This window comes from Candidatus Saccharibacteria bacterium (genome assembly GCA_016699895.1).
Lineage (GTDB): Bacteria > Patescibacteriota > Saccharimonadia > Saccharimonadales > Saccharimonadaceae.
The window spans coordinates 612,739-625,432 of sequence record CP064991.1; the positions used below are offsets into that span (position 1 = coordinate 612,739).

Consider the following 12,694-nt stretch of genomic DNA (forward strand, 5'->3'; position numbering starts at 1 on the left):
TCCGTTTGATAGTATAATCGGTCTAGCCATGTCCACCCGCCACAACCCTGACTATCCTTTATGATTCTGATTATGCTGCATCAATCGGTATTTGATGTCACGCAAGGCATTCATATAGTAGAGGAATGCGTCATACGGCGAAGGATACGGCGAGAAATAAGCATGCACATCGCCGTCGTTCCAGTATTTAGTACTCATGTAATACGGATGATCCGACGTCGTCAGGCGTCGCCAATCATTGATCAGACTTTCGTCACCAGTCTCCATTACCGCTGAGCCGAGGTTATAAATATGACCTTGCGACTCCTGTTGCATGCGATTACCTAACCAAGCCGACAAGTCGCGCTCGGTGTCGGCCCAGGTCACGGTGTGCGGCATGTCGATATGATCTTTCGGCTCTGAACTATCTGCAGCTTCACTGACCGTCATAAAGGTGTGATCAGGTCGTGATAGCCAATCCTGCGGTAATTGCCTGAGGAATTCAAAGATCCCCGTATCAGCCCACTGATGCTCGCCAAAGGTTTCGTAATCGACAAACAGGTTGATTAACGGTGAGTCCGGCTCGGCATCGAGCCAGCCGGCATATTTGTCCATGGTCAGTGGCCATTCGGCCCAACCGCGGTTCGAGAAACGAAACGCCATGTCATCAGATAGCTTGTAATTCTTTAGTAGTAATTTTACATTCTGGGTATTGACCGGGCGATAGGCGTAATTCGGACTACGCCAACCGAGCACATCGTCCCAACCTTCGGCTAACACTGCTTTGTAGCCATGGATATCCGCCCAACGACCCAAGTCGTTATTATAGGCCAGCTCGGTATTACGGAACGCCGTCGGTGTCACGCCGAACACATCTTTGATCTTTTTGGCGTGCAGAGCCACCTGGCGATCAAACTCAGCTCGGTTATAAAAGAACGCTAAACTGTGATGATAGGTTTCGCCGACAATTTCGACCCGACCAGTGTCAACGAGCGCCTTGAAACTATTGATGAGCTCCGGCGAGTAAGCCTCACACTGCTCTAGGAACGTTCCAGTGATCGACAGACTGAGTTTGAACTCTGGATGAGCATGTAACATCTCGAGCAACATGGCGTTGGTTGGAAAATACGATTTCTCCGCGACTTTACGCAAAATACGAGCATTATTAGCGCCAGAATGATGCGTCGCCTCGTTCCAGTAGTTGTGGTCTACCCCAGTGTCAAACGCGCTGTATTCTCGAACCCGCCAAGGCTGATGCACGTGCATGTAGAGAACAATTGCCTTACTCATGCTAGCGCTCCTTCTCGGTGTAACTGGTTATCGTGAACAGCGCGTCTGCGACCCCTCATAACGCGATTATATTCGCGCGATAGCTTTTCCGCCACATCGTTCCATGAAAAGTTCAGATATTCGTCCTTGACACCATCCATCAGCTCCTTTTTTAGCGATGCCGACAGGGAAATGTTGATGATCTGATCAGCTAGTTTCCGAGTGTCCCAGTAGTCAAAGCGCATGATGTTGTGCAAGACCTCACCAACACCAGATTGGCGGCTAATCAGCAGTGCCGTATCGTAATGCGCCGCCTCGAGAGCGGTCAAACCGAACGGCTCAGATACCGATGACATCACAAAGATATCCGCTACCTCGTACAGTTCACGCCATCGTTCGCCGCGCACGAAGCCGACAAAGATCACCCGATCCGAAATCCCTAGATCGGCCGCTAGCTCGATCAATTGATCACGCTGCTCACCCGTACCAGAAACGAGAAACAGTAGTTTAGAGTTGCGCGACAATGCTAGAGCCGCCGATTCTAACAGATAGGTCAGACCTTTTTGCACCGTCAAACGACCAATACTAGCAATCACCGTCCAACCATGCTTGCGCAGTTCCTTGGCGTAGATGTAGTTATTCGTCTCGATCACAGTGCGCTCGAGCTCGTCTGGATCGAGCGAATTGTGGACGACCTCAACTTTGTCCTCTGGGATATGATACTCCCGGACGATGATATCTTTGGTGATTTGGCTGACTGCAAAGATTCGATCGGCTGCCATCAAACCGTTATATTCGATCTCATGAATTAACGGATTGCCCATATGACCACCGGCACGATCAAATTCAGTGGCGTGGACATGCACTACCAGTGGACGACCGCTGACCTCTTTGGCGCGAACGCCAGCTTCCATTGTCAACCAATCATGAGCGTGAATGATATCTGGGTTCAGTTTATGTCGGCGAAATAGCTTTTCAACCTGATCAGCATATTTACGGGTAGCCGCCACAAAGCCCTGACCATATTCGCGAGCATGATCACATTCGCGCGACTGACAGGTAGGACACGTCCCAGAATAGGCTCCCATAGCCACATATTCACCCTTTTCGTTGGTGAGAGGCGGGGTATTGCTAGCCGCGATAACTTCCATGAACTTTTCCGAGTCTTCGTGACGAGCTTTGTAGGGCAAAACGAACTGGATATCAACACCTTTGCCAGCCAAAGCTTTCGCCATTTGATAGCAGGCCACGCCTAATCCGCCGCTATTGTACGGCGGTAGCTCCCAACCCAACATCATTAATTTCATCTGTTAATTCACCTGACTCACTCGTTTAACCTTATACACTATGCTCTCTATTATAGGCGAAAAAAAATACGCTGTAAACCCCTTGACATCAAGAGGCAGAGAGTTCATGGTTTAGTCCGGGTTTGCGAAAAAAGTCAGATATACTTATAATGTATATAGCTCAGAGCTGCTGATACGGGTATAGCTCAGTTGGTAGAGCACAGGTCTCCAAAACCTGGTGTCGGCGGTTCGAGTCCGTCTACCCGTGCCAATAGTTCTGAGCCTCTAGAACACTGCTAGATAACAAGGAAGGTCAAGTTATATGCGAGATTCAGCCGAAACTACCCCTACATCAAAGCCGACAATCGTTCAGGTCGTTGGTCCTGCCGGAGCCGGCAAATCCTTTTTTGCACGACGTTTTTCAAAAACGTTTGGCGCGCCACTCGTCAGCCGTGATCGCTTGCGTTGGACATTATTTGCTCATCACACCTATAGTGAAGATGAGGAATCAATCGTTTCTCAGGTGTCAGACGTCATGGTGGACGAACTCATCAAAACCGGTAAACTATTTATTCTGGACGGTGGCTACAACCGTCGCCCAGCCCGCAATCTGATTCGAGACAAAGCCCAGCGTAATAATTACCAAGTATTTACTATTATCGTCCAAACCGACGAGCCAACCGCGCGCGGTCGAGCCACTCACCGTGACCACCGTTCGGCAGACGACCGATATAACCAATCGCTCAGTGCCGAGCAGTACGCGACTCAGCTCAAATCGTATCAATCCCCAGTCGTCGATAAAAATACTGTGGTTATTAGTGGTAAACATACATATTCGACCCAAGCTCGAATCGTGCTAAAGAAACTCGTCGAAGCCCAAAAACTCCCAGTTGCTGCTAGTACCAAGCCTAACATGCGCCCCGCATCCGCAGTGAGGTCATTTGGACCGTTTATTCAGTAGCCTGTCCGCTACCGCAAAAATTATCCACGACGATGAGTTCGGCGATATCCATATCAAGCGTACCAAAGGCGCCACGATCAGCGTTCGCCCTAAAACCGACGGTTCATTAGTCGCCAGTCTGCCATATTTTGTACCTGTCCGCGAAATCCAGCGTCTCATCAACGCCAATCGCGATCAGTTGCGAATTGCAAAACAGAAAACTTCTGGCGATAAAACGTATCGGGATGGGGACTTGATCGGCAAATCGCACCGTCTACACATCTCAACTGGGCCCCGAGAGATCGTCAAGACCAGAGGTCTCACCATTGAAATTACTCTCCGACCCGATACGCCGTCCGTCAAAGCTAGCCAGTTAATCAAAGACGGCGTTGCCAAGGCTCTGCGCAAAGAAGCCAAAGCGTATCTACCGCGCCGGCTGGCGTATCTGGCAATGCAAACTGGTTTTCGCTATGACCAGGTACGTTTCACGCACGCTAAATCACGCTGGGGTAGTTGTTCGTCAAACGGCACGATTTCGCTCAATATTATGCTGATGACCTTGCCAAACGAGCTGATAGATTACGTTTTGTTACATGAATTAACCCATACCAAATACATGAACCACAGCCCAGATTTTTGGCGAGCCCTAGAGGAGGTCTGTCCGGATGCCAAGCAAAAACGCCGTTTCATCAAACGCTACTCGCCTTATTTATAGCATTATAATAACTTTAGCGTTATAATAGGCAACAAATGGTGGGAAAGAAAATAATATCACTAACTATGCTCGCAATCGGCTATCTTATCGCCGCCGCCTTGACGCTGTCAAACGAAGTTCCGACCTGGATAGCTAGCATAATCTGGCTCGTTATTTTGACGATTACTGGGTCCATGTTGGCTCATCACGATCACACTAAACAAACCATGAAAAGCCAGTCTAGCGACCAACTCAAAACCCAGATAAGGGTCGAACGTCAGCGCATGGAAACCATCATCAACAGCATCAACGACGTTATCATGCATGTCAGCACCAGAGGAAACGTCAAGCTCTACAACGCGGCGGCGCTGGCCTTGCTTGACACGAACCAAGATATTAACGGTAAAAATGTCGACGATTTGCTGCATCTCATCGATGAAAACGGCGACAAGATCATGCTATCGGAATTTATCAGGGATAGCAAAGTCTTTCGCGAGCGTAACGACCTCTGTCATCAATATACCGATGGGCAAAAGATCAACGTTTTTCTATCAATTTCGCCAGTTCGCGGCATATTTGATGCTACCAAGGCTCGCTCCTCGATCACGGGCTTCATCCTCATCATGCGCGATATCACCAAACAAAAATCACTCGACGACGAACGCGACGAGTTCATTTCCGTTGTCAGCCACGAGCTACGTACGCCTGTCGCTATCACCGAAGGCACATTATCAAATCTAGAGTTTATATTGGCGAAAAATAATGCCGATAAAACACTAGTCGATAACGTCAAGCAAGCTCACCAACAGGTTTTGTTCTTGTCTCAAATGGTTAACGACCTATCGACGCTCAGCCGCGCCCAACGCGGTGTCAATATGGAGCCAGAATTGATCGATCTAAAGCTATTTATTGGCGAATTATACAACAAATATTTGCCCGAAGCGAAAACACATCAATTATCATTTGACATTGATAGCACCGCTACTGGCACTGTCTCGGTAGCGCGTATGGCCATAGAGGAAATCATGCAAAATCTGATCACCAACGCCATTAAATACACCAGAGAAGGCGGAGTGGTGATCGGTATCCGCAAAGTGAGCGGTGAGCATGCAGTTGAATTTTTTGTCCGTGACACTGGTATCGGCATCAGCAAGAGCGACCAAGCTCACGTTTTTCAGCGATTCTGGCGTAGTGAAGATTACAGAACACGCGAAACGAACGGTACTGGCCTCGGTCTTCACGTCGTCGAGCAGCTAGCCGCCACTATTCACACGCAAATCGAACTCAAATCACGCCTCAACCACGGCTCGACGTTTAGCTTCAAGCTGCCGTTAACAGATCAAACTAAAACTGAATAACGCTTATTTATTTAAGACGCCGCCGAAAATCAGATTCGCGATAAATGCGATCACCATAGTATGCAGATTAAACATCATAATAAATCCAGCACCGCAAATCCCCAGGGCGACTAGCTTGTAGCGTTGATAACTAGCTACGCCTGAACCCATGTTATCGGCAATTTGTTTATAAAATCGCAGAAACAAAACACCGGCTACGATCGTCAAAATACCGACAAAAAACCACATCCAGCTAAATTCGTACATAACGCTATTGTATACTAACGACCCAATCAGAGCAAATGCTAGATATTTTTTGCTTCTGGTGACGCGAGGCGGGGCAGGCCACATTCTGCAGCCCCGAAACTTCACGATTGACAGCATAGCTGTCATCGGAAGGTTTCCTTGCGAACTGCCACTGGCAGTTCTCACCCAAAATTGTTTTCGGTGGTGATTGACCGGAAAAATTTTAGGGGCGGACCGAGCGATAGGACCCGAGGAAAAAATATCAAAAAAAGCTATCCTTGACAAGAGATAGCTAGCTGCTGTATAATGTGGCTTGACAGTTTACGGAAAGTAAACTGGTTTTTTAGTTGAAGGAGAAAACAGGTGGCAAAGAAGGATAATAACAACGAAGGCTCGACCGTGGTTCGACGCGTCAAAGCCTCTAGCGACAAAGGCTCATCGCCTACATCGAGTAAATCAGACGACAAACAGGTCGTACGCAAGGTCAGCACAGCCAAACCGGCTAAAGCAGCGGCAAAAGCTCCGAAAAAGCCTGTCAAAAAGGCCAATCAATCTGCCAAATCTCAGTCTAAAAAACCAGTATTTATCCTATTTCGCCCCTTTGTCGCGCTAGGCCGTTATTTCCGCGACAGCTGGCGCGAGTTACGCCAGGTTCGCTGGACAAATCGCCGCGCGACCTGGGCACTAACCCTGGCCGTTATCCTATTTTCACTATTTTTCGCAGTCTTTATCATGTTATTTGACTGGCTATTCAACTATCTAATTCAGGAGGTGATACTGTAATGACAAAAGTTAAACGATACGATGACACGCGTGCTTGGTATGCGATCCATACCTACGCTGGTTACGAGGAGCAAGTCGCCGACCAGATCAAACAACGCATCGAAGGCGTTGATATGGCCGACAAGATCTTTGATGTTCTCGTGCCAAAGGAAAAAATGATCGTCATCAAAAATGGCAAACGCAAAGTCGTCGAGCAAAAGATTTTCCAGGGCTACGTGTTAGTTGAAATGAAGCTCAGCGAAGCCGCGTGGTTCATTATCCGCAACACTCCTGGCGTGACTGGCTTTGTCGGTGCTGGCACCAGCCCAACTCCAGTCTCATCCAAGGAAATCGCCAAAATCAAGAAACGTATGGGTGTGGCCGATCCAAAACACGATATCGATCTCCAGATCGGTGAAATTGTCAACATCACCGACGGTCCATTCAAAGGTTTTGATGGTAGTGTCAGTGAGATCGACCCTGTCAAAGGCAAAGTCAAAGTCCTCGTCAGTATGTTCGGTCGTGACACTAGTGTCGAGCTCGACGCTCTCCAGGTCAAAAAAGTTTAGTTGCTAATTAGTCTATAGTTTGTTATAATATACTAGTTACGCACCTTCAATAATGCTTCACTAATTTTGAAAGGTACAAAATGGCAAAGAAAATAATTGGTAATCTAAAACTACGTATTCCAGCTGGTCGTGCAACGGCCGGTCCTCCTGTTGGTTCAACGCTCGGTCAGTGGGGCCTCAATATGATGGATTTCATCAATCCATTCAACGACGCCACCAAAGATCTGATGGGTAAAGACGTTATCGTTCACATTCAGGTCTACGAAGATCGTACTTTCACCTGGAACAGCCTCGGTCAGCCAGTTGACGATATGATTCGCGAAAAAGCTGGTATCAAAAAGGGTAGCGGCAAGCCTCACACTGACAAAGTTGGCAAAATCACTCGTGCTCAGGCCGAGGAAATTGCCCAGGCAAAAATGGATCAGTTAAACGCTAACGACCTCGACGCCGCCGTCAAAGTTGTAGCAGGCACAGCTCGTTCGATGGGTGTCGAACTAGTCGACTAATCGTTATTGCAACAAAAAAATCGCCTCTGTTATCAGGGGCGTTTTTTGATATAGAAATAATTTCTCAGGAAAATTCACCTCCCTATCGTACTGTCTTTGACGATAGGGAGGGGGATCGTACTGTTTTTATCGGTGGCGTATCGTCTCCGCCATGCTGGCGCCAACGATGTAGGCTACGACACCCAGTACTACCACAACCCCGACCCACCAGCTAATGGCGAGGGTCGGATAGGCAACAAGCATGACGAACCACAACGAGTCCGTCTTATCGAGCGCGCCACCTTGCCGCCCGAATACGGCACTCAGGCCGATAATGCGGATAATCCGGCTCGGACTGGCAGTCACGAGCTCACCGGAGTCCTTGACCCCGAAGAGACGCTTGAGGCGCGACTCGAGCCAGTCGCCGATTTCGGCAAAGGGCGGCGCGATGATGAGAATCACGAGCCACTGTTTCCAGTTGGCCATGATTTGGTTACCGAGGCCGCCGAACTGCCAAGCCAAGGCCAGAGCCACAACACCAGCGACCGAGCCAAAGACCCAGCCCCAGGCGGCACCCGCAGCTGTCTTGTTCGGTGAATGGCGTGGAAACAGCTTCGTGCGGCCGAACCGCTTGCCGAAGATCTGGGCAGCGGCATTTTCCAGATAGACTGCGGCGACGATCACCATCGTCAGCCACAGTCCTTGCAACTCGACTACGAACATGGCCGCGGTGATACCGAGAGTCGTGATAATAGCCTGGGTCACCACGGCCAGCTCGGCGCCGGGCTTGACCAAACGACTCGGCCTGTATGCGAATGAGACTAGCTCCATCGCGCAGGCCATCGCGATGATGGCAATGAGGGCGAAGACCGCCATCTTGCCGAGGGCCACGATGACCAGTAAACCCACTGCGAGCAACAGCCCGCGGCCGGTCTTGCCATTAAAAAAGGTCGCCACTGCGACCACCGCCTTTCGGATTGGATAGGTACGGAACAGATAGATCCAAAACCGATAATAGCATGATTTTGACTATAATTCAATGTTTCCGTTGCGCGATTAGCTCTTATCTGGTATAATGACGACTACAAACAATTAATTTGTGGGAGGCCGATGAAAAGGCCGCTAGCACCACGAAAGGAGATGTATGGCAAAGACTAAACAAGAGCTTTTGAACGAGGCCGACAAACTAGGCCTCGAACTGAGCGTTAAAAACACCGTAGCTGAGATTCAGGCGGCTATTACTGAGGCGCAAAACCAGCTGGCTGCGGCTACGGAAACCGCCACTGACGACGAACATTTCGCGAAAGCCGGCAAACGTAGCGCCAAAGCTGCTGCCGAGACCGAGGAAAAAATCGCCAAAGAAGAGCGCAAAGCCGCTGGCGATACCACTCCACAGGATCCAGAGGCCGAAGTCGCCGACAAACGCGGTCCAGTTCCAGTAACTCGCCCACGTATCGAACGCCGCGGTAAAAACTACCGCAAACTAGCCGAGAAAGTCGACGCTAGCAAGCTCTACAGCCTATCTGAGGCCTTGAAACTTGCCGTCGAAACATCAGCTACCAAATTTGATGGTACGGTTGAAATCCATGCCCGACTCGGGGTTGATCCACGCCAGTCCGACCAAAATATCCGCTCGACCGTTAGCCTACCAAACGGCACCGGCAAAACCGTTCGTGTAGCTGCTTTTGTCGCTGAAGCTGACGCCAAAGCCGCCAAAGAGGCTGGTGCTGATCTCGTAGGCGAAGAAGCCATTACAGGCGCCCTAGACAAGGAAAACCTTGATTTCGACGTACTAGTCGCTACGCCACAACTGATGCCAAAACTCGGCAAATACGCACGATTGCTCGGACCACGCGGTTTGATGCCAAATCCAAAATCTGGTACCGTCTCGACCAACCCAAGCCAAGCCGTCAAAGAAGCCAAAGCCGGCAAAGTTGAATATCGTGTCGACAAACAGTCGATCGTTCACCTCGGCATCGGCAAAGTTTCGTTTGGCGCCGCTAAATTGGAGCAAAACGCTAACGTTTTCCTATCGAGTCTCAACTCGGTCAAACCAGCTAGTCTGAAAGGTTCATACATTCTCTCACTCGCCATTTCAACCACTATGGGTCCTGGCATCAAAGTAGAAAACGTATAAAATCTAGCTACAGCAAAAAGCTCGCCTCTAGGTCAGAGAGCGAGCTTTTTTGAATACAGGGTCTACTTAATTATGCTACAATAGTGACATAGATATAGAGGGGGAACTATGAAACAGTATTTAGCATTGCTGCAAGATATCAAGGACAACGGTACCGTCAAAACCGATCGCACCGGCACCGGCACAAAAAGTGTCTTTGGTCGCCAAGTTCGCTATAATCTCGCCGATGGTTTCCCGGCAGTCACCACCAAAAAGCTTTATTTTAACAGCGTGGTACACGAGCTGCTGTGGTTCCTAAAGGGCACCGGCAATATTGAATACCTGGCACAAAATAACGTTCATATTTGGGATGAATGGCCGTTCAAGGCGTATCTCGAGAAGAATCATCTGCCAATTCCTGAAGTGAACTCCGACGAGTGGAAGACACAGATGAAAGACTTCATCCAGAAGATCGCGACCGATCACGACTTTGCCGAAAAATGGGGCGACCTCGGCCCTGTTTACGGCGTGCAGTGGCGCAAATGGCCTGATGGTAAAGGCGGCGATATTGATCAGATTGCAAATGTCATTGACATGATCAAAAATACGCCAGACAGCCGCCGTATTATCGTTAGTGCCTGGAACGTTGCCGAAATGCCCGAAATCGTCCATATCGGCGGCCTGCCGCCATGTCACAGCCTCTTCCAGTTCAATGTTGCAAACGGCAAGCTCGACCTACATCTCTACCAGCGTAGCGCCGACACCTTCCTAGGCGTGCCGTTCAACATCGCCAGCTACTCGCTGCTCCTCGCTATGATCGCGCAGGTCACTGGGCTAGAACAAGGCGAATTCGTTCACACACTGGCCGATACGCATCTGTACCTGAACCACATGGAACAAGTCGATGAACAGCTCTCACGTACTCCGCGCGAACTACCCAAACTCTGGCTCAACCCTGACATTAAAAATATCGACGATTTTACCTTTGATGATATAAAACTCGAAAACTACGGCCCATACCCGCCGATCAAAGCGCCTATTGCCGTTTAGCCACGTATAGGCTCGTACTCGACGAAGGTGTAACCATACTTATTCTTTTCGTCCGCATCGTGGTGGTCGCGCGATACTTCACGCCAGGCTTCAGGAGCGATCTGCGGGAAATGAACGGTGGCATTCGGGAATTCGGCATCAACGTAGGTGATGTAGAGCTTGTCCATATCATCCAGCGCCTGCGTGTATATCTGCCCGCCGCCAATTATATAGATGTTCTCGCGCGAAGCCTTAGCGTACGCCTCTTCGAGGCTGGCGACGCAGATGATCCCATCAGTCTCAAACGGCGTTCGTGTCACGACGATATTCTCACGGCCGGGTAGCGCACGCCCGATTGACGCGTAGGTTCTCCGGCCCATAATCACCGTCCCGCCAGCAGTAATATACTTAAAATGCTGTAGATCGGTCGGTAAATCACGCTGCCATAGTAAATCATTATCAGCGCCAATCCCGTTCATACGGTCCATAGCTACGATGATTGCTTTCATGTTTCTATTTTATCATGCTATAATATCCGGGAAATGGGAGTTTATAGCAATACTGATATCAAAGAGGCGCTTCGCGACGGCACAATTGTGTGTACGCCACTCCATGACGCCGCCATAGCCGAAGCCAGTCTAGACGTGACGCTCGGCTATCATTTTTACAAACAGGAATTTAGAGATGACGATCGGATTTATAATCCATTCGACCCATCAGAGGTAGAACGTTATTTCAAAGGTCCACTCATTGCCAAATCCCACCTAGAATGGGTGAGGGAAAAGGGCATCAACTCTTTTGCAAATATTCCTGATGATCATCCAATCATCGTACTGGCACCTGGCGAACGCATCCTAGCTCATACTCACGAATTTGTCGGTATCCGCGCAAATGGTGGCGCCTGCGAGATTAAATCGCGCTCAACCTGGGGTCGAAATGGCGTAGCGGTCTGTTTTGACGCCGGCTGGATCGATCCAGGCTATATCAACCGTATCACACTCGAAATCTACAACCTGAATCAGCACGAGAGCGTTGTTTTGCCAGTCGGCGAACGTATTGCCCAGATTATTTTCCATCACTCCGATAATGTCGAAGGCAGCTACGAACAAGGTCGCGACGGCGTCAGCGGCAAATACCAAACGAGTAGCAACCTCGACGAATTGATTCGCGATTGGCGCCCAGAGCAAATGCTGCCACGCGCCTACAAAGATAATCGAACCTTGCCAACTGTTATTGATGGACTTGCCGAAGGGCTAAAATGACCAAGTTTATCGTCATTGAGGGCATCGACGGTACAGGCAAAAAGACTCAACAAGATCTACTCGTAACCTATATTCGCGAACAACTACACGCACCAGTGCTGGAGCTAGATTTTCCGCAATACGGCAAACCGTCAGCTCGTTACGTCGAACGTTATTTGAACGGAGAATATGGTACGGATGTCCATCCAGATCTGGCATCTATGCTCTACGCATTTGACCGTTGGCAGGCTGCCCCTAGAGTAAACGAATTTATCACAGACAATCCCGATGGTTATATTATCGCTAATCGCTACGTTGTTTCAAATCTCGCCCACCAAGGCGGAAAAATTACTGATACTAATGCTCGTCGTATCTTTTATGAGGAAATGATGGATCTGGAGTTTAACCAGTTCAAGATCCCGCGACCTGACGTTAATTTCGTCATGATACTACCTGAGACAGCCGCTCAAGCCAACGTTGACAAAAAGGCTCAGCGATCATACACAGATAAAAAACGTGATATTCATGAGGCGGACCTCGACCATCTCCGCAATGCTAGCGCCGCCTATCGAGAAATCTGTGGACTATATAGCGATAGCATGACACCAATTGACTGCTGGGATGCCGAGACACAGCAAATCCTACCAATTGAGACAATTCACCAAAAGCTCATTGCAGGAATATAGTCGAGAGTTTGTAAAAATAATTATTTAGTGTTATCATAATCACTATAGGGTTTAA

15 protein-coding genes and 1 tRNA gene are annotated in these 12,694 nt (G+C 49.1%); 11 read left to right on the forward strand and 5 right to left on the reverse strand.

Annotation, left to right across the window (positions count from 1 at the left end; translation table 11 throughout):
• Positions 1-51: 51 nt before the first annotated feature.
• Both IPL44_03320 and IPL44_03325 read right to left on the reverse strand, forming a co-directional pair.
• The gene (locus tag IPL44_03320) at positions 52-1,269 is read right to left on the reverse strand and encodes an alpha-amylase (GenBank protein QQS17309.1); all 1,218 of its coding nucleotides are present in this window, start codon (positions 1,267-1,269) and stop codon (positions 52-54) included.
• The gene (locus IPL44_03325) at positions 1,266-2,555 is read right to left on the reverse strand and encodes a glycosyltransferase family 4 protein (GenBank protein ID QQS17310.1); all 1,290 of its coding nucleotides are present in this window, start codon (positions 2,553-2,555) and stop codon (positions 1,266-1,268) included. Before IPL44_03325 ends, IPL44_03320 begins: the two co-directional genes overlap by 4 nt.
• Positions 2,556-2,729: 174 nt before the next feature.
• Here IPL44_03325 and IPL44_03330 point away from each other — a divergent pair.
• The 4 genes from IPL44_03330 (at position 2,730) to IPL44_03345 (ending at position 5,526) form a co-directional block, all read left to right on the forward strand.
• Positions 2,730-2,805, forward strand: a tRNA-Trp gene (locus IPL44_03330).
• Positions 2,806-2,856: 51 nt separating this feature from the next.
• On the forward strand, positions 2,857-3,495 hold the full coding sequence (locus tag IPL44_03335; protein QQS17311.1) for an ATP-binding protein: 639 nt from the start codon (positions 2,857-2,859) through the stop codon (positions 3,493-3,495).
• Positions 3,476-4,189 carry a M48 family metallopeptidase gene (locus IPL44_03340; GenBank protein QQS17312.1) on the forward strand — a complete coding sequence of 238 codons (714 nt, stop codon included), beginning with the start codon at positions 3,476-3,478 and terminating at the stop codon, positions 4,187-4,189. Before IPL44_03335 ends, IPL44_03340 begins: the two co-directional genes overlap by 20 nt.
• Before the next feature lie 35 nt (positions 4,190-4,224).
• Positions 4,225-5,526, forward strand: coding sequence for a PAS domain-containing protein (locus IPL44_03345; GenBank protein ID QQS17313.1), 1,302 nt, complete (start codon positions 4,225-4,227; stop codon positions 5,524-5,526).
• Between the two features lie 3 nt (positions 5,527-5,529).
• Here the strand turns inward: IPL44_03345 and IPL44_03350 are convergent, their stop codons facing one another.
• A complete protein-coding gene (locus IPL44_03350; GenBank protein QQS17314.1) occupies positions 5,530-5,772 on the reverse strand; it encodes a hypothetical protein in 243 nt (80 codons plus the stop codon).
• Positions 5,773-6,114: 342 nt separating this feature from the next.
• On the opposite strand from IPL44_03350, the gene secE reads away from it, so the two are divergent.
• The 3 genes from secE (at position 6,115) to rplK (ending at position 7,588) form a co-directional block, all read left to right on the forward strand.
• On the forward strand, positions 6,115-6,534 hold the full coding sequence (secE, locus tag IPL44_03355) for a preprotein translocase subunit SecE (protein QQS17315.1): 420 nt from the start codon (positions 6,115-6,117) through the stop codon (positions 6,532-6,534).
• Positions 6,534-7,082 (forward strand): transcription termination/antitermination factor NusG, encoded by a 549-nt coding sequence (nusG, locus tag IPL44_03360; protein ID QQS17316.1) that lies wholly within the window; start codon positions 6,534-6,536, stop codon positions 7,080-7,082. Before secE ends, nusG begins: the two co-directional genes overlap by 1 nt.
• 80 nt (positions 7,083-7,162) lie before the next feature.
• Positions 7,163-7,588, forward strand: coding sequence for a 50S ribosomal protein L11 (gene rplK / locus IPL44_03365; protein QQS17317.1), 426 nt, complete (start codon positions 7,163-7,165; stop codon positions 7,586-7,588).
• A gap of 126 nt (positions 7,589-7,714) precedes the next feature.
• On the opposite strand, the gene IPL44_03370 is transcribed toward rplK, so the two are convergent.
• The gene (locus tag IPL44_03370; protein ID QQS17318.1) at positions 7,715-8,524 is read right to left on the reverse strand and encodes a phosphatidate cytidylyltransferase; all 810 of its coding nucleotides are present in this window, start codon (positions 8,522-8,524) and stop codon (positions 7,715-7,717) included.
• Positions 8,525-9,020: 496 nt separating this feature from the next.
• Here IPL44_03370 and IPL44_03375 point away from each other — a divergent pair, with 496 nt between their 5' ends.
• Both IPL44_03375 and IPL44_03380 read left to right on the forward strand, forming a co-directional pair.
• Positions 9,021-9,704, forward strand: coding sequence for a 50S ribosomal protein L1 (locus IPL44_03375; protein ID QQS17814.1), 684 nt, complete (start codon positions 9,021-9,023; stop codon positions 9,702-9,704).
• A gap of 108 nt (positions 9,705-9,812) precedes the next feature.
• Positions 9,813-10,733 (forward strand): thymidylate synthase, encoded by a 921-nt coding sequence (locus IPL44_03380; GenBank protein QQS17319.1) that lies wholly within the window; start codon positions 9,813-9,815, stop codon positions 10,731-10,733.
• Here IPL44_03380 and IPL44_03385 read toward each other — a convergent pair.
• Complete coding sequence (locus IPL44_03385) at positions 10,730-11,221, reverse strand: dihydrofolate reductase (GenBank protein ID QQS17320.1); 492 nt, start codon at positions 11,219-11,221, stop codon at positions 10,730-10,732. The genes IPL44_03380 and IPL44_03385 overlap by 4 nt on opposite strands.
• Positions 11,222-11,254: 33 nt before the next feature.
• On the opposite strand from IPL44_03385, the gene dcd reads away from it, so the two are divergent.
• The gene (dcd, locus tag IPL44_03390) at positions 11,255-11,974 is read left to right on the forward strand and encodes a dCTP deaminase (GenBank protein ID QQS17321.1); all 720 of its coding nucleotides are present in this window, start codon (positions 11,255-11,257) and stop codon (positions 11,972-11,974) included.
• Positions 11,971-12,639 (forward strand): hypothetical protein, encoded by a 669-nt coding sequence (locus IPL44_03395; GenBank protein QQS17322.1) that lies wholly within the window; start codon positions 11,971-11,973, stop codon positions 12,637-12,639. Before dcd ends, IPL44_03395 begins: the two co-directional genes overlap by 4 nt.
• Positions 12,640-12,694: the final 55 nt, after the last annotated feature.